Source organism: uncultured Thermomonas sp., assembly GCF_937872235.1.
Classification (GTDB): Bacteria; Pseudomonadota; Gammaproteobacteria; order Xanthomonadales; family Xanthomonadaceae; genus Thermomonas; species Thermomonas beijingensis.
The window spans coordinates 1-23,926 of record NZ_CALMPC010000020.1 but is presented as its reverse complement, the minus strand read 5'-3'; the positions used below and the strand labels follow the sequence as shown (position 1 = coordinate 23,926).

Below are 23,926 nucleotides of genomic sequence, written 5' to 3'. Positions count from 1 at the left end.
GAACCGGCTACGATTCTACCTGCGCCCACGCCAAAGACAGCCATGCACGTCTCCGGAACCCTCTTCGTTGTTGCCACCCCCATCGGTAATTTGGGCGATATCAGCCCGCGTGCGCTGGAAACCTTGAAGACAGTGGCGGCAATCTGCGCCGAAGACACCCGCCATACCCGCCAGTTGTTGGCGCATTTCGGCATGGAGCGGCCCTTGATTGCGCTGCATGACCATAACGAAGATGGCCAATCCGCGCAGTTGGTGGCGCGCTTGCAGGCCGGTGACAGCTTGGCCCTGGTGTCCGATGCCGGCACACCCTTGGTGTCGGATCCTGGGTTCCGGCTGGTGCGCGCCGCGCGCGAGGCCGGCATCAAGGTCAGCCCGGTGCCCGGTGCCAGCGCCCTGATCGCTGCGCTCAGCGTGGCCGGCCTGCCCAGTGATCGCTTCGTGTTCGAAGGTTTTTTGCCGGCCAAGCCCAAGGCCCGCCGCGAACATTTGGCCAGCTTGGCATCGGAAACACGCACGTTGATTTTTTATGAGTCGTCGCACCGCATCGAAGACACCCTGATCGATGCGGTTGCCGCGTTTGGTGGCGAACGCCGCGTGGTGCTGGCGCGTGAGCTCACCAAACTGTTTGAAACCGTGCTGGACGGCAGCATGCTTGCCGTGCAGGCGCAGGTGGCCGCCGACCCCAACCAGCGCAAAGGCGAGTTTGTGCTGCTGGTGCAAGGCACCAGTGAGGATGCCGATGCCAGCATCACCGAAGGCCGCCGTCTGTACGCCAAACTCAGCGAGCACCTGCCGCCGTCTACCGCCGCCAAACTGGCCGCAGAACTGTCCGGCGCGCCGCGCAAGGCGTTGTATGGGGCGGAGTGAGAGCGCGTTTGATCGGCGTCGCGTGCAAGCAGGCCGGGGTGGGGTGACCGCATTCCGCACTTGCCACTGGTGAAGCCCCAACCGGGCGGTTGTTTCTGCTACAACACGCACATGAACGAAGCGCATCTGTTCGTGATTGGTCTGTTGCTGGCGTGGTTGTCCGGGATTCGTGCGTATTTGACCGTGTTCGGGGTAGGTCTGGCGGGCGTGCTGGGTTGGGTAGAGCTGCCGTCGGCACTGCAGGCTACGCAGTCGCCGTGGGTGTTAGGCACCTGCGGTGCGTTGGCGGTGGTGGAGTTCTTTGCCGACAAAATTCCGGGTGTGGATTCGGTTTGGGACCTGCTGCAGACATTGGCACGGATTCCGGCGGGTGCCTTTCTCGCAGCTGCGACCCTTTCACCGGACGGGCATCTGGGTGCGGGCGTGCTGGCGCTGGGGGGCGGTGCGGCCTTGCTCAGTCATGGCCTGAAGTCGGGTGTGCGGGCGATGCTCAACACCTCTCCCGAGCCATTCAGTAATGGGGTGGTGTCGCTGGTCGAGGACGGGCTGGTGGTGGGTACGCTGTCGCTGGCCGTTGCGCATCCGTGGCTGGCGCTGGGGCTTGGGGTGGGAGTGAGCCTGCTGCTGGCCGTGTGCGTGTGGCTGCTGTGGCACTGGGCATGGCGAGGGCTACGCTGGTTGGGCCGAGCGGCAACCAGCACACCGGGCAATCAGCCGCCGTTGCGCTGACGGTTGCCGAAAATCCTGAGTCACTTGGCCGGGGCGTGCCTTGATTGGAAATCAGTTGGCGGAGCCGGCCGATAAGCCGGGTTCTGTTCGACGCTTGCGCGCCGCGGCAGTCATTCCTCTAGGCGCATGGTCACCCATACGCTCAAGCAACCTACCCGGAGGCTCTGCGGGTCGCATCAACGCCTCCCTATTTGGTCTTGCTCCCGGTGGGGTTTGCCGTGCCGATCTGTTGCCAGACTCGCGGTGCGCTCTTACCGCACCATTTCACCCTTGCCACGCACATCTTGCGATGCCGTTCGGCGGTATCTTTCTGTTGCACTGTCCGTCGGCTTATGCCGCCCAGGCGTTACCTGGCACCGTACCCTGTGGAGCCCGGACTTTCCTCGGCATCGGTTACCCGATGACGCGACTGCCTGGCCGACTCCGCCAGTGGCCATTCTACGTGCTGGCAAGCGTGCTGTCGTGCAGTACGATTTCGCCGGCGAACACGCCGCCCGGTCCGAAGCGGCGCTCGAAGATGCTGCCGTGTCCGGCGTGATCGACCAGGATCACGGTGCAGGCGCGGGTGCCATAGTCGGTGCCACGTACAAATGCGGCGGACAGCCGCCGTTCCAGCGCAAGGTCAATCCCGGTGTGCGGCAAGTCGGCATCGTCGGCAATGCGCTCATCGGCCAATGCCTGCCACAGTGGCTGTAAATCGGTTTGCGCGCTGCGTGCCCAGTCTTCCAGCACGGTGCATAGGCGGCGAGTCTTCGGCCACGGCGCGTCCAATGGGCCGTTGGAGATGCCGTGCACGCCGTCGGTGAGTTGGGTGGCGCGGCCCGATGCTGGGGGGCCAATATGTGCGCAGGTGTGGGTATCGGCCACGATTAGGTTGAAGGGGGCGTACTGGTCGGCAATCTGCGCAACGGCTTGTGCGTGGCTGAGTGCATCGGTGTTGCCGGTCAGGAATTGGATGGGCAGGTCACCGCGGGATGGGCCAGTGAACGGCTGTGCCGAGCCATCACGCAAGTTGGTGACTACCGCCACACGGCCGTTTCGGCCCAGCCCCATCCAGGTGCCACCGGCACGCAGGTCACGCCCGGCCAGCACCGGTGCATCGGCCCATGCGGCCAGTGCGGCGGTGGGGCGCGGGTGGAATTCGTCGCGATTGCCGACCATGACCAGCCGCCAGCGGGGGTGACGATTGCAGGCGAAGGCGACCAGGCACATTGGCGCATTGTGCCCGCACTTTGGCTATTCATTTTTTGCAATGCAGCATCGGCATCGTCAACGCCTATCCGCGAATCGGAAGTGAGACGGAGTGTGTGAAATCTTAAAAATTGAGACGAAACAGTTGCTTGTGGAAAAAGCTTGAACAACTTCTTGAAGTTTGCTGCAAGTCATTGACCGCGCTTGAGAAATTTCCTGCCAGCGAGTGTTGACACCCGGTGATTGCCTGCTAAGGTGGCGCTTCGTGGGAAAACCGGGGAAATTGTGGTTTTCTCGGGTTGAACGCCGTAGCAGTCGGGGCAAATAGACGGGCATGTTCCAAGGCGAAACCGCCATCACGATCGACGATAAGGGCCGGCTGGCAATCCCGACGGCTTATCGGGATCTGATTGCGCGCGAATCGGGGAATCGCCTGGTCGTTGCATACAACATCTTCGATGCCGGATGCCTGTGGATTCTGCAGCACGCCAAGTGGGAGGCGTTGCGCGACCAGCTCAACGCCAAAGGCATGAAGACCGCGCAAGCGCGTACCTTGCGCCGCAAATTGGTGGCGGCTGCGGCCATCGTTGAGCCGGATGGGAATGGCCGGATTTCGATTCCGGCCAGTCTGCGCGCCACCGCCGGGATCGAGCGCAAGGCGGTGTTGCTGGGCAATGGCGACAGTTTCGAGTTGTGGAGCGAGCAGGCTTATCAGGAACAGATGCGGCAGTCGTTGGGTGATGCCGATTTGGATGACGACCTGCTGGATCTTCCGTTGTGAGCGGGGTGGGCGCGGGCAACGCCGCCGCCCATCTCCCGGTGTTGTTTGCCGAGGTCATGGATGGGCTGGCAGTGAGGGCCGATGGAACCTATCTGGATGGCACGTTTGGGCGGGGTGGGCACGCCCGTGGAGTGTTGCAGCGGCTGGGGCCGCAAGGACAGTTGTTGGTGATGGACAAGGATCCGGAGGCGATTGCGGTGGCCATGCAGTTGGCCACCGTGGATGCGCGCCTGCACTGGCGGCGCGGCAGTTTTGCCGAGCTGGCGCAGTGGTCCGCCACCGCCAGGGGGTTGGATGGGATATTGCTGGATCTGGGGGTGTCGTCACCGCAATTGGATGTGGCCGCGCGCGGGTTCTCGTTCGGCAAGGACGGCCCGTTGGACATGCGCATGGATCCGGAGACCGGTGAAAGCGCGGCGCAGTGGTTGGCGCATGCTTCGGAAAAAGACATTGCGGATGTGTTGTGGGTTCATGGCGAAGAGCGCCAGAGCCGACGAATTGCACGAGCGATCGTGGCACGGCGTGCGCAGGAGCCGCTGCTGCGCACCGCGCAGCTGGCTGATCTGATCGCAAGCGTGATGCCGCGTGGCGATAGCAAGACGCACCCGGCGACTCGCAGCTTCCAGGCCATTCGCATTCACATCAACCGCGAGTTGGCTGATCTTGAAGCGGGGCTGGACGCCGCGCTGCAGCAACTCAAGCCCGGTGGGCGGCTGGCGGTGATCAGTTTTCATTCGCTGGAAGACCGCATCGCCAAGCAATTCCTGTTGCGGCATGCCAAAGCGCCGCCGGCCAATCGGCGGATGCCGGTGGAGGTCGCCTTCACGCCCACGCTCAAGCTGGTGGGGGGCGCACAGAAGGCCAGCGCAGCCGAGCTTGCGACTAACCCGCGTGCGCGCAGTGCGGTGCTGCGGGTGGCCGAAAAATTGCAGGTGGCGGCATGATTCGCGGCCTGCTGCTGACCGTGCTGGTGCTGGCCAATATCGCCACGGCGCTGTTGATCGTACGCGACCGGCATGAACATCGACAGGCCTTCGTGGCCTTGACCCGGTTGGAAAAGGCGCGGGACACCTTGAACATCGAATTCGGGCGCTTGCAGTTGGAGCAGGCCACGTGGGCGGAAAGTAATCGCGTTGATCAAGTGGCGCGTGTGCAACTGGGCATGGTGTTCCCGCGCACCGAAGATACCGTGGTGCTGCGTCGATGAAACGTGTTGATAAACGCCCGCGTTGGTTTGCTTGGGGCGCACGCCGCGAGCGCGGGAATGCGCAATCTGATTTGCGCAAACGCTTGCTGTTGGTGTGCAGCTTTCTGGGTCTGGCTTCGGTCGGCTTGTTGGCGCGCGCGCTGAACCTGCAGGTCATCAACCATGCGTTCTACCAAGAGCAGGGTGATGCGCGTTTCTTGCGTGATCTGCCAATCGCCACCTCGCGCGGGATGATCACCGACCGCAATGGCGAGCCGCTGGCAATTTCTTCGCCGGTGGAATCCATTTGGGCCAACCCCAGGGAATTGCTGAAATCACCGGCGCGCCTGCCGGCGTTGGCGCAAGCATTGGGGATGCCGCAAGACGAGTTGGCGCAGCGTTTGAGTACGCGCGCCGGCAAAGAGTTCGTATATCTCAAGCGGCGCATTAATCCGGATGAGGCCGCGCGCATTCTGGCGCTGGAGATTCCCGGCGTGGCCAGCCAGCGCGAATACCGTCGCTTTTATCCACAGGGTGAAATGCTGGCGCAGGTGCTGGGCTTCACCAGTATTGACGATCGTGGCCAGGAAGGGCTGGAGCTGGCGTTTGACGATTGGCTCAGCGGTACGCCGGGTGTCAAACGTGTGATTCGCGACAACAAGGGGCGCATCGTTGAAAACGTGGATCTGGTGCGTGCCGCGCAACCGGGCCGCGAATTGACCCTGAGCATTGATCGCCGCATCCAGTATTTGACCCACCGCGAGCTGCGCAATGCGATCAGCGAAACCGGTGCGGCCAGTGGCTCGGCCGTGGTGCTGGATGTGGCCACCGGCGAGGTGTTGGCGATGACCAATTTCCCCACCTTCAACCCCAATGCGGTGGGCAGCAGTCCACGCGATGCGCACCGCAATCGTGCCGTGACCGATTTGCTGGAACCGGGTTCGACCATGAAGCCGATCACGGTAGCCGCCGGGTTGGAAGCCGGGGTGATTACGCCGCAAACCCTGTTCAACACCAGTCCTGGCTGGATTGCCAACGGCAAATACCGCACCACAGACACCCATAACTATGGCGTGTTGGACACCACCGGCATCATTCGCAAAAGCTCGAACGTGGGTGCATCGCTGGTAGCCAAGCGCTTGACCGATGCGCAATTCAACAACTTCCTGCGCCGCTTCGGCTATGGCAGCTCCACGCATAGCGGGTTCCCAGGCGAAGCCGCAGGTTTGTTTCCGCAGCCGGATCGTTGGAGCGGCACCAGCAAGCAAACCATGAGCTATGGCTATGGTCTGAGCGTGACCCCGTTGCAGATTGCCACTGCTTACGCGGCATTGGGCAATGGCGGATTGCTGCACCAGCCGAGCTTCGTGAAGGATCAACACAATCCGCCCAAGCGCGTATTGGACGAGAACATCGCGCATGAAGTGTTGCGGATGATGCAGACCGTGACCGAGCCGGGCGGCACCGCCACCCAAGCGGCGATTCTGGGCTATCACGTGGCGGGCAAAACCGGTACTTCGCGCAAGGCCAGCGCGGGCGGTTATTCGCGGCGCTACATCGGGTATTTCGCCGGCTTGGTGCCGGTCGATCATCCGCGCTTTGCGATGGTGGTGGCGGTCAACGATCCCGACCCCTCGCGCAAGGGTTACTACGGCGGCGTGGTGGCAGGCCCGGTGTTTCGGAGCACGATGGAAGGCGCGCTGCGCTTGATGGATGTGGCTCCCGACAATCTGGATGCATGGTTGGCGGTGCAAGATGCCGCCGAGGCCAAACGTGCCAAGGCGGCAGGTCATGCGGCACCGCAGTTGGCCAGTGTCGCCCCGGCTGCCACGAGCAAGCTGCCAGCACCTGGGGGTGTGCAATGACTCACAGCATGTTGCTGCGCGAATTGCTGCCTGAACTGGAAAGCCTGTCGGCCGATCTTGCGATCACCGGGCTGGTGCAAGATAGCCGTGAAGTGCAGCCAGGCAATGCCTTTGTGGCGATTGCCGGTTTTGGTGCGCACGGCCTGAATTTTGTCGATGCAGCGCGTGCCGCCGGTGCCAGCGCGGTGTTGTTCGAACCGCCGGCACCAGAGGCGCTGCCGGCACCGGCCGATGCGATTGCGGTGCCTGGCTTGCGTGCACGCATGGGCGCGATGGCCGATCACTTTCACGGTCATCCCAGCGCCGAGATGACCACGGTGGGTGTCACCGGCACCAATGGCAAAACGTCCACCGTGCAATTGCTGGCGCAGGCCTGGACGTTGCGCGGGCAATCGGTAGGCACCCTGGGCACCTTGGGCAGCGGCATTTGGCCAAAGACCGTGCCGACCGGTTTCACCACGCCGTTGGTGCTGCGCCTGCATGCACTGCTCGCCGAGTTGCGTGATGAGGGCGCGTCGGCGGTGGCGATGGAAGTGTCCTCGCATGCGCTGGATCAAGGCCGCGTGGATGGTGTGCATTTCGATGTCGCGGTGTTCACCAATCTCACCCGCGACCATCTGGACTATCACGGCGACATGGCCAACTACGGTGCAGCCAAGCGCAAATTGCTGGAATGGCCGGGGCTGCGTGCGGCGACGGTCAATCTGGATGATGCGTTTGGCCGTGAATTGCACGCAGCGGTCAGTGGCAAGGTGCGCGTCTTCGGGTTTTCCTCACGCGGGGCTGCCGGTGCCAGCGTGCGCGCCGAGGATGTGGTGTTGGACGCTAGCGGCATCCGCTTCATGCTGCATGCGGGCGGTCAGGCGCACCCGGTGCGTTCGCCGCTGCTGGGCCGTTTCAATGTCGATAATTTGCTGGGTGTTGCCGCCACGTTGTATGCGCTGGACATGGCACCGGCATTGATTGCCGAAACCCTGTCGCAATTGCTGCCGGTGGATGGACGCATGAATCGCCTTGGCGGTGATGTGTCCGAGTCCGGTGCGGCATTGCCCCTAGTGGTGGTGGACTACGCGCACACCCCCGACGCACTGGAGCAGGCGCTGGCATCGCTGCGTGCGCATGTCGAAGGTCGGCTCATCTGCGTATTCGGGTGTGGCGGTGAGCGTGATACCGGCAAGCGTCCGCAAATGGCTGCGATTGCCGAGCGTTTGGCCGATGTGGTGATCGTTACCGACGACAACCCGCGGCATGAGGATGGTGATGGCATCGTGGCCGACATCCTGGCCGGCTTTGCGCAGCCTGCACAGGTGATGGTGCTGCGCGATCGCGCTGCCGCTATCACCCAGGCACTCGGACACGCCGGTGCTGGCGATGTTGTACTGATTGCCGGCAAGGGCCACGAGTCCTACCAGGATGTGGCTGGTGTGAAACATCCGTTTGACGACGCGCAGGTCGCGCGTGCACTGCTGCGGAGGCGTGCATGAAGCCGCGCGCGCTGGCGTGGATCGCCGCGGTCACTGGCGGCAGCTTGCAAGGTGCCGATGGTTGGGTGGATGCAGTGGCCATCGATACACGTGCATTGCCATCGCAAGGGCAGCCCTTGTTTGTCGCATTGAAAGGGGAAAATTTCGATGGCCATGCGCATGTGCAGGCGGCGGCCAATGGCGGTTGCGTAGCGGCATTAGTCGCCCATCCAGTGGATGCCAACATTACGCAAATCATCGTGCCCAATACCGAGCGTGCACTGGCCGATCTTGCCGCGGCAGCACAGCGCGAACGCAGCACCAAGGTGCTGGCCGTGACCGGCAGCAACGGCAAGACATCGGTCAAGACCTTGCTGCTGTCGATCCTGAATCAGCTGGGCGGCGCATATGCCAACCCGGGCAACCGCAACAACGAAATCGGGTTGCCACTGGCGGTGCTGGATGCCCCCGAAGATGCCCGTTTTGCGGTGTACGAAATGGGGGCAGGCAAGCCTGGCGACATTGCTTATCTCACCGCGATTGCGCGCCCCGACGTGGCTTTGGTCAACAACATCGCGCCGGCACATTTGGAGCGCATGGGTAGCTTGCTGGGCGTAGCGCAGACCAAGGGTGCGATTTACACCGCATTGGCCGACGATGGTGTGGCCGTGGTCAATGCCGATGATGCGTTCGCACTGCATTTCCTGGAAGGCTTGCACGGCAAGCGGGTGCTGAAATTCGGCTTGGATACGGTGGCCGATGTCAGTGCGCGTGATGTGCGCAGCACGCCCCAGGGCTCGCAGTTCGTGCTGACTACAGGTACGGGTCAGATTGCCATCACGCTGCCCATGCCCGGTCGCCATAACGTGCGCAACGCGTTGGCGGCAGCCGCGATGGCGCTGGCGGCAGGTGCCACGCTGGCGCAGGTGCAGGCCGGATTGCAGGCCGTGCAGCCGGTGGCAGGACGCTTGATTGCACATCGGCTCAGCACCGGTGCGATGCTGGTGGACGACAGCTACAACGCCAACCCCGGCTCCGTCGCTGCGGCTATCGATACCTTGGTCAGCGGTGATGGCGAAGCGTGGTTGGTGCTGGGTGATATGCGTGAATTGGGCGCCGATGCGCTGTTGCTGCATGCGCAAGCGGGGCAACAGGCGAAAGCCGCCGGCATTGCCCGGCTGTTCACGCTGGGGCCACTGAGCGCACATGCCGCCAACGCGTTCGGCGCAGATGCGCAGCAGTTTGACAGCCATGCCGCATTGACGGCTGCACTAGGCAGTGCATTGCATGCAGGGGTGACGGTGCTGGTGAAAGGCTCGCGTGGCAGCGCGATGGACAAGATTGTGACCGCGCTGTTGGCGCGTGATGCCGAAAGCGGCAAGGAGAACACCACCGATGCTGCTTGAACTCACACGCTGGCTGGAGCAGTTGCACGGCCATTTCAACCTGTTCAACTACCTGACGTTCCGCGCCATTCTGGCGGCGCTGACCTCGCTGGCGTTTTCGCTGTGGTGGGGGCCGCGGATGATTCGCTATCTGGCCACGCTCAAGGGTGGCCAGCCGATTCGCAAGGATGGCCCGCAGTCGCATTTCTCCAAAGCCGGCACACCGACCATGGGTGGCGCGCTGATTCTGTCTTCGATCACCGCCACCGTGCTGCTGTGGGGTGATCTGCGCAACAAATATGTGTGGGTGGTGCTGGTGGTGATGTTGGGCTTCGGCGCCATTGGTTGGGCCGATGACTGGATCAAGATCGTCAAGCGCGACCCCAATGGCATGCGCTCGCGCACCAAGTACGCATTGCAATCGGTGCTGGGTTTGGCGGCCGGGATCTATTTGTTCGCGTTCGCCGATGTGCCGGCGGCGACCACCTTCTATGTGCCGTTATTCAAATCCATTGCACTGCCGATGGCGGGTATCGGGTTTGTGGCGATTGCCTATTTCTGGATTGTCGGGTTTTCCAACGCGGTCAACCTGACCGATGGCCTGGATGGCCTGGCGATCATGCCCACCGTGCTGGTGGCCTGCGCGCTGGGCGTGTTCGCGTACGCCTCGGGCAACGCCACCTTCGCCCAATACCTGCAAATCCCGCGGGTGCCGGGTGCGGGTGAGCTGATCATTATCTGCACCGCGATTGCCGGTGCCGGGCTTGGGTTCTTGTGGTTCAACACCTATCCGGCAATGGTGTTCATGGGCGATATCGGCGCGCTGGCGCTGGGCGCCGTGCTGGGCACCATCGCGGTGATCGTGCGCCAGGAATTGGTCTTGGTGCTGATGGGCGGGATTTTCGTGATCGAAACCCTGTCGGTGATGATCCAGGTGGCCAGCTTCAAGCTCACCGGCAAGCGCGTGTTCCGGATGGCACCGATCCATCACCACTTCGAACTGAAAGGCTGGCCGGAGCCACGCGTGATCGTGCGCTTCTGGATCATCAGCGTGGTGCTGGTATTGATCGGGCTTGCCACGTTGAAGGTGCGCTGATGAACGCTGTCGGGATGGACAACGTGCGACAGGCCACGCGCCACGATGAAATCAGTGGCCGCTTTGACCCGTGGCTGATGGCGGCGATGGTGATGCTGGCCAGTTTGGGCTTGGTGATGGTGGGCTCGGCGGCGATTGCCGGAGGCGGCCAAAACGCAGGGCCGTGGTACTTCCTGAGCCGGCACGTCGTGTTCATGAGTTGCGGGTTGATCACAGCGCTGCTGGTGATGCGCGTGGAGCTGAAGACCGTCGAAAAATACAGCCAATGGCTGCTGCTGGGCTGCTTTCTGGTGCTGGCAATGGTGTGGTTGCCGTTTGTGGGCAAATCCGTCAATGGCGCACGCCGTTGGATCTATCTGGGGCCCGCCGGCTTTCAAGCGGTTGAAATGGTGAAAGTGTTTTACATCATCTGGCTGGCCAGCTATTTGAAGCGCTACAACGAAGACGTGGCGGTGAAGTGGTACGGCATGTTGAAGCCGGCGGGCGTGGTGGTGCTGTTGGTGGGGATGTTGCTGATCCAGCCCGACTTTGGTTCATCGGTGCTGCTGCTGGGCATCACTGCCTGCATGCTGGTGCTGGGTGGCGCGCCAATCAAGCGCCTGATCGCGCCAGTGACCGTTTTGCTGCCGATCTTGGCAGCGCTGGTGTATTTCGAGCCGTATCGCATGCGCCGCGTGACGTCGTTCATGGACCCGTGGCAAGACCAATTGGGTGCGGGCTATCAGCTCAGCAATGCACTGATGGCGATTGGTCGCGGCGAATGGTTCGGTGTGGGCCTGGGCGCATCGGTGCAAAAGCTGTCGTACCTGCCGGAAGCGCATACCGACTTCATTTTTTCGGTGACCGCCGAAGAACTGGGGTTGGTCGGCGTGTGCGCGGTGATTGGCTTGTACGTGCTGTTGGCCGGGCGTGCGTTTTGGTTGGGCCTGAAATGCGTGGAGATGAAGCGGCATTTTTCCGGCTATCTGGCATTTGGCATTGCGCTGTGGATGGCGCTGCAAAGTCTGGTGTCGATGGGCGTCAATCTGGGCGTGTTGCCGACCAAGGGGCTGACCTTGCCGCTGGTGTCGTACGGTGGCTCCAGTGTGCTGATGACCTGTGCCGCGATGGGCCTGCTATTGCGCGTGTCCTATGAGTACGACCGTGCCGCACGACAGGTAGCCATTCGTCGTGGGGTGTCGAATGCGGCATCGGTGGGCGTACCGCCACTGGTTGCGCAGCCGCTGACATCGGCGCAGGACAATGCTCGCGGAGCCTCGCGCTTGCGCCAGCGGATCGAGCCCATGGTGGGCAAGCCCTCAGTTGAATCGGCGGCGATGGCCGCAATGCGGAGGGCGCGTTGAGCGCGCATGCACCCCTGATTCTGGTGATGGCCGGTGGGACTGGCGGCCATATTTTTCCGGGCCTTGCGGTCGCGCAGGCGTTGCGTGCGCGGGGTGCGCAAGTGCACTGGCTGGGGGCCGATGGCGGCATGGAAACGCGCTTGGTGCCACCGCAGGACATCGCCATCGACACCATTGCGGTGAAAGGTGTGCGCGGGAAAGGTCTGTTGACCATGTTGGGTGCGCCGCTGCGCGTACTCAGTGCGGTGCGTGCGGCAGCGCGTGTACTGAAACTGCGCAAGCCCGATGCGGTGATCAGCTTCGGCGGCTATGCCGCAGGCCCCGGTGGTTTGGCGGCCCGCTTGGCCGGAATTCCGCTGCTGGTGCATGAACAAAATCGTGCTGCCGGCATGACCAATAAAACATTGGCGAAATTCGCACGGCAGGTCTTGGTGGGATTTCCGCAAACCTTCGCCAGGGAAACATTGGTGGGGAATCCGGTCCGCACCGCGATTGCCCAAGTCGATCCGCCCGAGCAGCGCGACTTCGCGCACGCGGGTGCATTGCGCTTGCTGGTGCTGGGTGGCAGCCAAGGTGCACGGGCCTTGAATACGGCGGTGCCACAAGCCGTGGCTGCATTGGGCCTGCCGGTGCAGGTGGTGCATCAAGCCGGGGAAAAGATGCTGGACGATGCCCGCAATGCGTATGCCGATGCTGGCGTGGCAGCGCATGTCGAGCCGTTTATCGCCGACATGGCCGGTGCCTATGCGTGGGCAGATCTGGTGGTGTGTCGCGCCGGTGCGCTGACACTGGCGGAGTTGTGTGCGGTGGGTGTCGGCAGTGTGTTGGTGCCGTTCCCGCAGGCGGTGGATGACCACCAAACCCGCAATGCCGAATATCTTGTGGAGCGCGGTGCTGCACTGCTGCTACCGCAGTCCGCGCAACTGTCGGCGCAACTGCAGGCGGTATTGGCCGAGCTGTGCGCCGATCCGCAAAAACGTCTTTCGATGGCATGCGCTGCGCGTGCGTTGGCACGCCCCGATGCCGCCGACCGCGTGGCCGATGCCGTGCTTGCAACCCTGATCAAGGAGGCCGCGTGATGGCCGTCAATCGCCTGCATCTGCAAGGCATCAATGCGCCTGCGCAGGCCTTCCCGCAGGTGCACTTCGTCGGCATCGGCGGGGTGGGCATGAGCGGCATTGCCGAGGTCATGTGCACGCTGGGCTATCAAATCAGCGGCTCCGACAATGCCGACAATGCAGTCACCAAACGGCTGGCCTCGCTTGGTATCGTCATCTATCAAGGCCATGCGTCGGCCAATGTACTGGACGCCGATTGCGTGGTGGTGTCCAGCGCGATCAAGCCAGACAATCCGGAATTGTTGGAAGCCCGCGCGCAACGCATCCCGGTGGTGCCGCGTGCGGAAATGCTGGCCGAATTGATGCGCTTCAAGCGTGGAGTGGCAGTGGCCGGCACCCACGGCAAGACCACCACCACCTCACTGACCGCCAGTGTGCTGGCCGAAGGCGAGCTCGATCCCACCTTCGTGATCGGGGGCAAGTTGCTTGCCGCCGGTGCCAATGCGCGGTTGGGCAAAGGTGATTGGTTGGTGGCCGAAGCCGACGAGAGCGACGGCAGCTTCCTGCGCCTGAATCCGGTGGTCGCGGTCATCACCAATATCGATGCCGACCATCTGGAAAATTACGGTGGCGATTTCGAGCGGGTCAAGCAGGCGTTTGCCGAGTTCCTGCATCGCCTGCCGTTTTATGGGTTGGCCGTGCTGTGCATCGACGATGACGAAGTGGCGCAGCTGGCCCACGCTACGCCACGCCATATCGTTACCTATGGCTTCTCGCACGAGGCCGACGTGCGTGCTGCCGACATCCGGCAACAAGGCGCGCGCATGCACTTCACCCTGTGCCTGCCGGATGGTTCGCGCACGGCTTGCACGTTGGCGTTGCCGGGCCGCCACAACGTGCAGAACGCATTGGCCGCCGCAGCAATCGGTTGGCAGCTGGGCGTGCCGAATGCGGCGATTGCACGCGCATTCGAAAAATTCGAAGGCATTGGCCGCCGCTTCAACCAACTGGCCAAGTTGACGTTGGCACAAGGTGGCGAAGTGGCATTGGTTGATGACTACGGCCATCACCCGAAAGAATTGGCCGCAGTGTTTGCCGCCGCGCGTGGCGGCTGGCCGGATAAGCGTTTGGTGGTGGCGTTTCAACCGCATCGCTATTCGCGTACACGGGACTTGTTCGATGAATTCGCCGCTGTGTTGTCGAGTGTCGATGCGCTGGTGTTGACCGAGGTGTATCCCGCCGGCGAAGCACCGATTGCGGGTGCCGATGCGAAGTCGTTGGCGCGTTCCATCCGTACCCGCGGACGGGTCGATCCGGTGGTGGTGAGCGCGGCCAGCGAATTGCGCACGGTATTGCCGGGCGTCTTGCACGATGGCGACCTGTTGTTGCTGATGGGCGCCGGTGACATTGGCGCTGCTGCGCAGTTGATTGCGCGCGAAGGTTTGCAAGGAGCGGGGGCATGACCGTTACCCACAGCCATCGTCCACGCGGGAATGACCCGCAGGTATTTGGCCGCGTTGCAGTGTTGATGGGCGGCAGCAGCAGCGAGCGCGAAGTGTCGCTGGATTCTGGCCGCAACGTGCTGGACGCATTGCGTGCACGCGGTGTCGATGCGCATCCGGTGGATGGCATTCCGGCCTTGCTGGATGCCTTGGTGCATGGCCAATTTGATCGCGTGTTCAACATCCTGCACGGCAACAAGGGTGGTGGTGAAGACGGCGTGTTGCAAGGTTTGTTGCAAGGCTTCGAAGTGCCGTATACCGGTTCTGGCGTGCTGGGTAGTGCGCTGACCATGGACAAGATCCGCACCAAGCAAGTGTGGCTGAGTGCCGGCTTGCCCACGCCGCGGTATCGGCGTTTGCAAGCAGGTGCCGATTTGCGTGCGGCGGCGTTGGCACTGGGCTTGCCGGTGTTCGTCAAGCCATCCAGCGAAGGCTCCAGTGTGGGTGTGGCGCGGGTAGAAACGCTGGACGATATCGATGCCGCCATCGCGGTTGCACGCGGCTACGGCGGTGAGATGTTGATGGAACAAATGGTCATCGGTGATGAACTGACCGTAGGCATTTTGGGCGCGCAAGCACTGCCCTCAATCCGCATCGTACCCAAGGGGGGTTGGTACGACTACAACGCCAAATACATCGCCGAAGACACCCAGTACCTGTGTCCTGGGCTGGACGCCGCAGAAGAAATCGCGATTGGTCAGTTGGCAGTGGATGCATTCCTTGCCGCAGGTTGCAGTGGCTGGGGACGAGTGGATGTGATGCGTGACCGCAGCAGCGGCAAGTTGCTGTTGCTTGAGGTCAACACCGCGCCGGGCATGACCAGTCACTCGCTGGTACCAAAGGCCGCCCGTCAACTCGGCATCAGTTTTGAAGACCTGTGTTGGATGATCCTGGAGCAGACCTTGTGAAAGCTTTGCTGCGCCCCTTGGCTTGGCTGCTGGCGGTAGCGCTGATCGCGCTGCCGGTGGTGGCTGTGGTCGAAGGGTGGATGGGCGCGGCGCATTGGCCGCTGCGCACCTTGCGGGTGACCGGGCCGCTGCAACGGGTGGATCGTGTGCAACTGCAGGCGGTGGTGATGCCACTGGCGCAGCGCGGTTTTTTTGCGGTGGAGTTGGGCCAGGTGCAGCAAGCGGTCAATCGCCTGCCGTGGGTAGAGCAGGCGGAAGTTCGCAAGCACTGGCCGGATGTGCTGGAAGTGCGGATTCGCGAATTCAAACCGGTCGCACGCTGGGGCGCTACACGCCTGTTATCCGAGAATGGACGCTTGTTCCCGGCCGGGAAATTGCAGCTGCCCGCAGGTTTGCCGCTGTTGGATGGTCCGGAAGCCCGGGTGCCGGAAGTAGTGGCGTTGTATCACCAGGCGCAACAGCAACTGGTCAATGCGGGCGGGGTGCTGGGCGTGGCGCTGGATCGGCGCGGCAGTTGGTCAGTCACCCTGCACGATGGTACCCAACTGGTGTTGGGCCGCAATGATGCACAGTTGCGCATGGAGCGCTTTGCTGCGCTGTTGCCGAACTTGCTTGCGCAAAACAACATGCGCCGTTTGCAGCGCGCCGACCTGCGTTACACCAACGGCTTTGCACTCACTTGGGCTGTGCCCGAGACCCTCCATCCCAGCCGCAGTGGCGCAGCCGGCACCCAATCGCCGCGCAGCGCACCCTCATCCACATCTCATCACGGCTCCAACACATGAATCGCAAGGGCGACAAATCGCTGATCGTCGGGCTCGACATCGGCACCTCCAAGGTCACCGCACTGGTCGGCGAATACGCACCGGGTGAGCCGATCGAGGTGATCGGTATCGGCTCGCATGAATCGCGCGGGCTGCGCCGTGGGGTGGTAGTGGATATCGACTCCACCGTGCAATCCATCCAGCGCGCAGTGGAAGAGGCCGAGCTCATGGCTGGCTGCGAAGTCAGCAGTGTGTATGCCTCGATTTCAGGTAACCACGTGCAGTGCAAAAACTCGCCCGGGATCGTGCCGATTCGCGATGGCGAAGTCACCCACGCCGATCTTGAGCGCGTGCTGGAGGCAGCCAAGGCCGTCGCCATCCCGGCCGATCAGAAAATCCTGCACGCCATTCCCCGCGAGTATGTGCTGGATGATTCGCAGGAAGGCATCCGCAATCCCGTGGGCATGACCGGCGTGCGCCTGGAAGTGCACGCGCATTTGGTCACTTGTGCGCAGTCGGCGGCGCAGAACATCAGCAAGTGTGTGCAGCGTTGCGACTTGCAGGTGGATGAGCTGGTGTTGTCTTCACTGGCCTCCAGCACGGCAGTGTTGACCAGTGATGAAAAAGAGCTGGGCGTGGTGATGGTGGACATGGGCGCGGGTACCACCGACATCGCCGTGTTCATGCAAGGCGCGATCTGCCATACCGCGAATTTGGCGATGGCCGGCGACAAAGTCACCGAAGACATCGCGCATATGTTGCGCACGCCAACACCGCATGCCGAAGACATCAAGGTCAAATACGCCTGCGCGCTGGTGCAGTATGCGCGCGCCGAAGAGAGCATCCAGGTGGAAAGCGTGGGCGACCGGCCGCCGCGCCGGATGCCGCGGCAAGCCCTGGCGCAGGCGGTACAGGCACGTTACGAAGAAATTTTCGAAATGGTGCAGGCGGAGTTGCGGCGCAGTGGTTTCGAGCAACGCGTACGCGCAGGCATGGTGCTGACCGGTGGCGCAGCCAAGATGGAAGGGGTGGTGGAGTTGGCCGAAGAGATGCTGCAAATGCCGGTGCGCATCGGCATTCCGCAGCACGTGACCGGCTTGGGTGAAGTGGTGGGCAACCCGGTGCATGCCACCGGCGTGGGCTTGTTGCTGATGGGCGCGCAGATGGAACACCCCAAGCGCCCGACCCTTCCCACCGGCAAGGTTGGTGGCTTGATCGGCAAGGCATTGAAGTGGTTCCGCGGCGAGTTTTGACATGCGATGAAGTCGAGCGGTGAAGGCGTGCAGTGAAGACGAACAAGTAACGAATTTGTGGTTTCACAAAAACACATCAAAACAACAATAGGACACGGACATGGCACATTTTGAATTGGTCAACCAGGTGGCACCCAATGCGGTCATCAAAGTCATCGGCGTCGGCGGCGGCGGCGGTAATGCGGTGGCGCACATGGTCAACAGCAATGTGATTGGGGTGGAGTTCATCACCGCCAACACCGACTCGCAAGCGATCAAGAACTGCGGCGCGAATGTGCAGCTCACCCTCGGTTGCAACGTCACCAAGGGCCTGGGCGCGGGTGCCAACCCGGAAGTGGGCCGGCAGGCTGCGCTGGAAGATCGCGAAGCAATCATGGATGCGCTGCAGGGTGCCGACATGGTGTTCATCACCGCCGGCATGGGTGGCGGCACGGGCACCGGCGCTGCACCGGTGGTGGCGCAGTTGGCCAAGGAAATGGGCATCCTGACGGTGGCTGTAGTCACCAAGCCGTTCCCGTTTGAAGGCCCGCGCCGCATGCAGGCTGCGCAAAAGGGCATTGAAGAATTGAGTCAGCATTGTGATTCGCTGATCACCATTCCGAATGAAAAACTGATCACCGTGCTGGGTCGCAATGCCACCATGATCCAGGCATTCCGCGCCGCCAATGAAGTATTGCAAGGCGCGGTGCAAGGCATTGCCGATTTGATCGTCAGCCCCGGCTTGATCAATGTCGACTTTGCCGACGTGCGCACCGTGATGAGCGAAATGGGTCTGGCGATGATGGGCACCGGCGTGGCGCGTGGCGATGATCGTGCGCAAGCTGCGGCCGAAGCGGCAATCAAAAATCCGCTGCTGGACGATGTGAATCTGCACGGTGCCAATGGCGTATTGGTCAACATCACCTCGGGTTCGGATTTGACCATGTCCGAGTTCGATGAAATCGGCCGCGTGGTCAGCGACTTTGCCAGTGAAGATGCGACTGTCATCATCGGCACCTCGCTGGATCCGAATATGCAAGACGAAGTGAAGGTGACCGTGGTGGCCACCGGCCTGAGCCGTGCGGCAACGGGTGTGCGCGTACCAGTGACCGAAACCACCCGCGGGGTACGGTTCGAGCCGGTGCAAGAACCGTCGCGCCGTCCGCAAGTCGAGTTGGTGCGCTCGCAGATCAAACGCGATGGCACTACAGGCTTGCCGATCGACGCGGTCACCGACAGCTTTGTGCCGCCGATGCCGTCCAGCTTCTCCAGTGCACTGCGTCGCAATGTGGATGCCACCTCGCAGGCTGCTGAACTGCCCAGGGACGACTATCTGGATATCCCGTCGTTCCTGCGTCGTCAGGCCGACTGATGCGGTAACCAGCACCCCTGTCCTGCGGCCGGGGGTGCGATGCGGTGTTTGTGTCCCCGGCCTGTGGGCGGCCCGCCCACGGGTTTTGCGGTCGATCGGCGTTGCCGGTCGGCCGGTTTTCCAGCTTCGTGCAAGGCGCTTGCGCGGCGTTGTTTTGACAGCTGTTTTGGCGGCAGTTTTGGCAAGTATTCAGCTTTACGCATGGTAATCTTCCACGATGCTGCGCCAACGTACACTCAAAAACCTTATCCGTGCCACCGGCGTGGGCTTGCATGGCGGGGAAAAAGTCTTTCTCACCATCCGCCCGGCCCCGGTCAATAGCGGCATCGTGTTTCGTCGCACCGACCTCGATCCGGTGGTCGAAATGCCGGCCGCCGCAGCCCTGGTGACTGAAACCACGCTGTGTACCGGGCTCAGCTGCAACGGTGCCAAGGTGCAGACGGTGGAACACTTGATGTCGGCGCTGGCCGGGTTGGGCATCGACAATGCGTATATCGACCTCACTGCGCCGGAAGTGCCGATCATGGACGGCTCGGCCGGGCCATTTGTATTCCTGCTGGAATCGGCCGGAATTGTCGAGCAGTCGGTGGCCAAACGCTTTATCCGCATTCTCAAGCCGGTGGCAGTGAGCGATGGCGACAAGTACGCCAAATTCGAGCCTTACAACGGCTTCCGCCTGGATTTCACGGTGCGGTTCGACCATCCGGCGATTCCGGATGCGCTGTCGCGGGTGGAGTTCAACTTTTCCACCGATGCCTATATCAAGCAAGTCAGCCGTGCGCGCACCTTCGGTTTCATGCGCGATCTGGAATTCATGCGCGATCGCAACCTTGGGTTGGGCGGGTCGATGGACAACGCCATTGTGCTGGATGAGTTCCGCGTGCTGAACGAAGACGGCCTGCGCTACGCCGATGAATTCGTACGCCACAAGATTCTGGACGCGATCGGTGATCTGTATTTGGCGGGGCATCCGATCTTGGGGGCTTATACCGGCTACAAGTCCGGCCATGCCCTGAACAACCACTTGGTGCGCACCTTGTTGGCCGACCAAGCAACCTGGGAAGTGGTCAGTTTTGACGATCCGGCGCAACTGCCGGAGCTGGGGTACGGTGCCGCGCAGCCGGCGTTGTAAGCGGCGCAGTTTTGCGATCGGCTTGGCAGTCCTGCGCGCGTTGTTTCGCCTTTCTTAACAAAATCAAGGACGTATCCCGTTAGGATGCGCGCTGACCGCTCAGCTGCGGGGTGCTCGCACCCCCGCTGTTGCGGTGTTGTGCAGGCTGTCGGCGTCTTCCGCCGCAGGTGCGCGCAGTAACGCCAAGGCCGCCGCCAGACCTTTCTGGCTGGCCGCCGATGGGGGGATGTGGGGCGTGATGGTCGCAGGGTGCGGCTGCCACGGCCGCGTGGCCAGCCTGATGGTCACGGCATCCACCTCCAGCCCGATGGAGCGGGCAGCGGCGATCAACTCGGGTGTGGCCAGCCGTAATTTGGCGTGCCAGACCGGGGCATCGGCGATGAATACCAAGGTTTTGCCGCGCAGATTGGCCAAACGCGCATGCGCGTTGACCCCTGCCGGCAATGCAGGACGTAGCAACTGATCCACTGCGTCGAGCCAGCGGGCCCGGCGCAGAGTTCCACCGGCTTTGCCGGCGAGCAGCGTATCCAGCGCCGCGCGCGGGCCAGCAGGCGGGGCAGCCTGGTTCGGGGGCGTGGATCGCGACATAGGCATGGGCAATGATTGAAGTAAACAATTCACACAATACCCGTCAGCGCGCCGTCGCGCAGGCCCAGCGTTTGCGCTGGTGGGCACTGCGCCACCCATGGGCAGCATTGGCGCTGCTGCTGGGGGCTGGCATGCTGTGTGGCGCGGCGATGCGCAGCGTGATTGGCATGGCGCAGGTGGAAGCCTTGCAAACCTCGGATGCCAGCCGGCAGGCCGAATTGGAGCAGGTGCGCCGGGATGCCCAGCGCGAGGTCAATGCACTGGCGGCGCGGCTGGCGGAATTGCAGGCGCAGGCCAATCGGTTGAATGCGTTGGGCGCTCGCCTGACGCAATCCAGCCAGCTGCAAGACGGCGAATTCAATTTCGAAAACCCCGTCGGCCAAGGCGGGGGTGGGGCCACGCGGGACATGCCTGTCCATGAGCTGCAATCGCGACTGCATGCGCTGGAAGGTGATTATCAACACGCCGATACCCAGCTGTCCGTGCTGGAGAGCTTGCTATTCAATCGCCAGCTGGAGCGCAGCAGCCTGCCCTCGCGCGAGCCGATCGCCGGAAGTTTCGTCACCTCGGGTTTCGGTGGTCGCGCCGACCCCTTCGGTGGCGGTTTCCAGTTCCACAAAGGTATTGATTTCCAAGCCAATATCGGTGACCCGGTGCTGGCGGTAGCCGACGGCGTGGTGAGCTTTGCCGGCGTGCGCAGTGGCTACGGCAACACCATCGAAGTGGATCACGGCAATGGCCTGGTCACCCGCTATGCGCACAACTCGCAGCTGGATCGGCAGGTCGGCGATCTGGTGCGGGCCGGGCAAGACATTGCCAAGGCCGGCTCCAGCGGGCGCTCCACGGGCGCGCATGTGCATTTCGAGGTGTGGCAGGACGGCGTGGTGGTCAATCCCCGCAAGTTCCTTGGCCATAACAACGCCCTGGCACGGCATGGGCCGCAGAACGGCTGATTGCGACGGGCTTGCATACGCGGCGGCCCGCCTCCAGCTAAACTAGCGGATTCCCGCACGCGCGCCTGCGTTCGGGGCTACATTGCCTCTATTTTTCGATGCCGCGCCATTGGCGCGCATCCCGCCAGGGATTGCCATTCTCATGCTCAACAGTTTGCTTACCAGTGTTTTCGGCAGCCGCAACGAGCGCCTGCTCAAGCAGTACGGCGCCATCGTCAAGAAGATCAATGCGCTGGAAGCGCAGACCAAGGCGCTATCGGATGACGCGCTGAAAGCCAAGACCGACGAGTTCCGCGCCCGTATCGGCAAAGGCGAATCGCTGGACAAGTTGCTGCCCGAAGCATTTGCGGTCTGCCGCGAAGCCTCGGTGCGCGTGTTCGGCATGCGCCATTTCGATGTGCAGCTGATCGGCGGCATGGTGCTGCATTCGGGCAAGATCGCGGAAATGCGCACCGGCGAAGGCAAGACGCTGACCGCCACCTGCGCGGTGTACCTCAATGCGCTGGAAGGCAAGGGCGTGCATGTGGTCACCGTCAATGACTACCTGGCACGTCGCGACGCCGCGCAAATGGGCAAGTTGTACAACTGGCTGGGGCTGTCGGTCGGTGTGATTTATCCCGGCATGAACCATACCGATAAAGGCCCGGCCTACGCCTGCGACATCACCTACGGCACCAATAACGAATTCGGCTTCGATTACCTGCGCGACAACATGGCGCTGGCCAAGGAAGATCGCTTCCAGCGCGGGCTGAACTTCGGCATCGTGGACGAAGTGGACTCGATCCTGATCGACGAAGCGCGCACCCCGCTGATCATTTCCGGCCCCGCCGACGAATCCCCCGAACTCTACCTGCGGGTCAATGCGGTGGTGCCATCGCTGATCCGCCAGAAGGAAGAAGAGGGTGAGGGTGACTTCTGGGTGGATGAAAAGCAGAAGCAGGTGCATCTGTCCGAAGTGGGGCAAGAACACGCCGAACAACTGCTGCGCGATGCGGGCGTGTTGGGTGCCGATGAAAGCCTGTACGCCGCGCAGAACATCCATGTGGTGCATCACTTGAATGCGGCGATGCGCGCGCATGCGATCTATCAGGCCGATGTGGACTACATCGTGCGCGATGGCGAGGTCATCATCGTCGATGAATTCACCGGCCGCACACTCCCGGGGCGGCGCTGGTCCGATGGCTTGCATCAGGCGGTGGAAGCCAAGGAAGGCGTGCAAGTGCAGCGCGAAAACCAGACGCTGGCCTCGGTGACTTTCCAGAATTTGTTCCGCATGTACAAGAAATTGTCGGGCATGACCGGCACCGCGGATACCGAAGCCTACGAATTCCAGAATATCTACGGGCTGGAAGTGGTGGTGATCCCCACCCATCGGCCGATGGTGCGCAAGGATCATTCCGATCTGGTGTTCCTCAATCGCGCCGGCAAATACCGCGCCGTGGTCAAGGACATTCTGGAATGCTCGGCACGCCAGCAACCGGTGCTGGTGGGTACCACCTCGATCGAAGTGTCCGAGCTGCTCAGCAACGAGCTGAATGCTGCCGGGATCGCGCATGAAGTACTCAACGCCAAACAGCACGAACGCGAAGCGCATATCGTGGCCAATGCCGGCGCACCGGGCGCGGTGACGATTGCCACCAATATGGCTGGTCGCGGTACCGATATCGTGCTGGGCGGTTCGCTGGAGGCGGCATTGGCGGCACTGGGCGAGGGCGCCAGTGACGCCGAGATCGAGCGCACCAAGGCCGAGTGGAAGCAGCGGCACGAAGCCGTGAAAGCGGCTGGCGGGCTGCATATCCTCGGCACTGAACGGCACGAATCGCGGCGTATCGATAACCAGCTGCGTGGCCGTTCCGGCCGTCAGGGCGACCCCGGTTCCAGCCGCTTCTATCTGTCGCTGGAAGACAACCTGATGCGCATCTTCGCCGCCGGCTGGGTGCAGACGGTGATGGCCAAGATGGGGCTGAAGGAAGACGACATCATCGAAAGCCCGTTGGTTACCCGCCAGATTGCCAATGCGCAGCGCAAGGTGGAAGCCCACAACTTCGACATCCGCAAGAATTTGCTGGACTTTGACGATGTGAATAACGACCAGCGCAAGGTGATCTACCAGCAGCGTAACGAATTGCTGGAAGCGGCCAGCGTCAAGGACAATATCGACGGCATCCGCAACGATGTCATTGCCGATATGGTGCAGCGCTTCGTGCCGGCCGACTCGGTGGACGAGCAATGGGATCTGCCGGGTCTGGAAGCCGAGCTTGCGGCCGAGTTTGGCGTGCAGCTGGATCTGGTTGGCCTGCACAAGACGCAGGAAGAATTGGATGCCGCACAAATCCGGGCGCACGTGCAGGCCGACATTCTGGCGCTGTTCGAAGGCAAGGAAGCGCAGACCGGTGCCGATACCATGCGCATGCTGGAAAAGCACGTCATGTTGAATGTATTGGATCAAAACTGGAAGGAACACCTGGCGCGCATGGACTACCTGCGCCAGGGCATCCACCTGCGCGGCTA

At 62.3% G+C, this 23,926-nt stretch carries 20 protein-coding genes, 1 other RNA gene and 1 pseudogene; 19 read left to right on the top strand and 3 right to left on the bottom strand.

Going from position 1 to position 23,926, the window contains the following annotated elements; genetic code table 11:
• The first annotated feature begins 42 nt into the window (after nt 1–42).
• A complete protein-coding gene (rsmI, locus tag QWB57_RS02040) occupies nt 43–867 on the top strand; it encodes a 16S rRNA (cytidine(1402)-2'-O)-methyltransferase (RefSeq protein ID WP_223625814.1) in 825 nt (274 codons plus the stop codon).
• A 111-nt stretch (nt 868–978) separates the two neighbouring features.
• Entirely contained in the window at nt 979–1,596 is a 618-nt protein-coding gene (locus QWB57_RS02035) for a DUF4126 domain-containing protein (protein ID WP_223625817.1), read from the top strand.
• 56 nt (nt 1,597–1,652) lie between these two features.
• Here the strand turns inward: QWB57_RS02035 and rnpB are convergent.
• An RNA gene (gene rnpB / locus QWB57_RS02030) (RNase P RNA component class A) lies at nt 1,653–2,021 on the bottom strand.
• 13 nt (nt 2,022–2,034) lie between these two features.
• Complete coding sequence (locus QWB57_RS02025; protein ID WP_288968118.1) at nt 2,035–2,808, bottom strand: NRDE family protein; 774 nt, start codon at nt 2,806–2,808, stop codon at nt 2,035–2,037.
• 313 nt (nt 2,809–3,121) lie between these two features.
• On the opposite strand from QWB57_RS02025, the gene mraZ reads away from it, so the two are divergent.
• From mraZ to lpxC, 15 genes and pseudogenes are all read left to right on the top strand, one after another.
• Complete coding sequence (gene mraZ, locus QWB57_RS02020; RefSeq protein WP_223625823.1) at nt 3,122–3,568, top strand: division/cell wall cluster transcriptional repressor MraZ; 447 nt, start codon at nt 3,122–3,124, stop codon at nt 3,566–3,568.
• Nucleotides 3,565–4,497: pseudogene (gene rsmH, locus QWB57_RS02015) on the top strand (16S rRNA (cytosine(1402)-N(4))-methyltransferase RsmH); the annotation flags it as partial. The gene mraZ and the pseudogene rsmH, both read left to right, overlap by 4 nt.
• Before the next feature lie 14 nt (nt 4,498–4,511).
• Nucleotides 4,512–4,775, top strand: a complete 264-nt coding sequence (gene ftsL / locus QWB57_RS02010) for a cell division protein FtsL (protein WP_288968129.1) — start codon at nt 4,512–4,514, stop codon at nt 4,773–4,775.
• Nucleotides 4,772–6,619: a penicillin-binding transpeptidase domain-containing protein gene (locus QWB57_RS02005; protein WP_317851742.1), complete on the top strand. Its 1,848-nt coding sequence runs from the start codon at nt 4,772–4,774 to the stop codon at nt 6,617–6,619. Before ftsL ends, QWB57_RS02005 begins: the two co-directional genes overlap by 4 nt.
• An 8-nt stretch (nt 6,620–6,627) precedes the next feature.
• Nucleotides 6,628–8,103 carry a UDP-N-acetylmuramoyl-L-alanyl-D-glutamate--2,6-diaminopimelate ligase gene (locus QWB57_RS02000; protein ID WP_288968128.1) on the top strand — a complete coding sequence of 492 codons (1,476 nt, stop codon included), beginning with the start codon at nt 6,628–6,630 and terminating at the stop codon, nt 8,101–8,103.
• On the top strand, nt 8,100–9,488 hold the full coding sequence (gene murF, locus QWB57_RS01995; protein ID WP_288968117.1) for a UDP-N-acetylmuramoyl-tripeptide--D-alanyl-D-alanine ligase: 1,389 nt from the start codon (nt 8,100–8,102) through the stop codon (nt 9,486–9,488). Before QWB57_RS02000 ends, murF begins: the two co-directional genes overlap by 4 nt.
• Complete coding sequence (gene mraY, locus QWB57_RS01990) at nt 9,478–10,563, top strand: phospho-N-acetylmuramoyl-pentapeptide-transferase (protein ID WP_223625829.1); 1,086 nt, start codon at nt 9,478–9,480, stop codon at nt 10,561–10,563. The genes murF and mraY overlap by 11 nt, the downstream gene beginning before the upstream one ends.
• Nucleotides 10,563–11,906 carry a putative lipid II flippase FtsW gene (ftsW, locus tag QWB57_RS01985; RefSeq protein WP_288968114.1) on the top strand — a complete coding sequence of 448 codons (1,344 nt, stop codon included), beginning with the start codon at nt 10,563–10,565 and terminating at the stop codon, nt 11,904–11,906. Before mraY ends, ftsW begins: the two co-directional genes overlap by 1 nt.
• 26 nt (nt 11,907–11,932) lie before the next feature.
• Complete coding sequence (gene murG / locus QWB57_RS01980) at nt 11,933–12,985, top strand: undecaprenyldiphospho-muramoylpentapeptide beta-N-acetylglucosaminyltransferase (protein ID WP_223627687.1); 1,053 nt, start codon at nt 11,933–11,935, stop codon at nt 12,983–12,985.
• Complete coding sequence (gene murC / locus QWB57_RS01975) at nt 12,985–14,427, top strand: UDP-N-acetylmuramate--L-alanine ligase (protein WP_288968112.1); 1,443 nt, start codon at nt 12,985–12,987, stop codon at nt 14,425–14,427. The genes murG and murC overlap by 1 nt, the downstream gene beginning before the upstream one ends.
• Nucleotides 14,424–15,374 carry a D-alanine--D-alanine ligase gene (locus QWB57_RS01970; RefSeq protein ID WP_288968111.1) on the top strand — a complete coding sequence of 317 codons (951 nt, stop codon included), beginning with the start codon at nt 14,424–14,426 and terminating at the stop codon, nt 15,372–15,374. Before murC ends, QWB57_RS01970 begins: the two co-directional genes overlap by 4 nt.
• Nucleotides 15,371–16,159 carry a cell division protein FtsQ/DivIB gene (locus QWB57_RS01965; protein WP_223625842.1) on the top strand — a complete coding sequence of 263 codons (789 nt, stop codon included), beginning with the start codon at nt 15,371–15,373 and terminating at the stop codon, nt 16,157–16,159. The genes QWB57_RS01970 and QWB57_RS01965 overlap by 4 nt, the downstream gene beginning before the upstream one ends.
• On the top strand, nt 16,156–17,391 hold the full coding sequence (gene ftsA / locus QWB57_RS01960; RefSeq protein ID WP_223625845.1) for a cell division protein FtsA: 1,236 nt from the start codon (nt 16,156–16,158) through the stop codon (nt 17,389–17,391). The genes QWB57_RS01965 and ftsA overlap by 4 nt, the downstream gene beginning before the upstream one ends.
• Before the next feature lie 100 nt (nt 17,392–17,491).
• Nucleotides 17,492–18,742, top strand: coding sequence for a cell division protein FtsZ (ftsZ, locus tag QWB57_RS01955; protein WP_288968110.1), 1,251 nt, complete (start codon nt 17,492–17,494; stop codon nt 18,740–18,742).
• A 217-nt stretch (nt 18,743–18,959) separates the two neighbouring features.
• Nucleotides 18,960–19,874 carry a UDP-3-O-acyl-N-acetylglucosamine deacetylase gene (gene lpxC / locus QWB57_RS01950; protein WP_223625851.1) on the top strand — a complete coding sequence of 305 codons (915 nt, stop codon included), beginning with the start codon at nt 18,960–18,962 and terminating at the stop codon, nt 19,872–19,874.
• 99 nt (nt 19,875–19,973) lie between these two features.
• On the opposite strand, the gene QWB57_RS01945 is transcribed toward lpxC, so the two are convergent.
• The gene (locus QWB57_RS01945; protein ID WP_288968108.1) at nt 19,974–20,462 is read right to left on the bottom strand and encodes a DUF721 domain-containing protein; all 489 of its coding nucleotides are present in this window, start codon (nt 20,460–20,462) and stop codon (nt 19,974–19,976) included.
• Nucleotides 20,463–20,473: 11 nt separating this feature from the next.
• Between QWB57_RS01945 and QWB57_RS01940 the strand changes: the two genes are divergently transcribed.
• Both QWB57_RS01940 and secA read left to right on the top strand, forming a co-directional pair.
• Complete coding sequence (locus QWB57_RS01940; RefSeq protein ID WP_223625857.1) at nt 20,474–21,415, top strand: M23 family metallopeptidase; 942 nt, start codon at nt 20,474–20,476, stop codon at nt 21,413–21,415.
• Between the two features lie 142 nt (nt 21,416–21,557).
• The coding region (gene secA / locus QWB57_RS01935; RefSeq protein ID WP_288968107.1) for a preprotein translocase subunit SecA at nt 21,558–23,926 on the top strand (2,369 nt) is incomplete at its 3' end.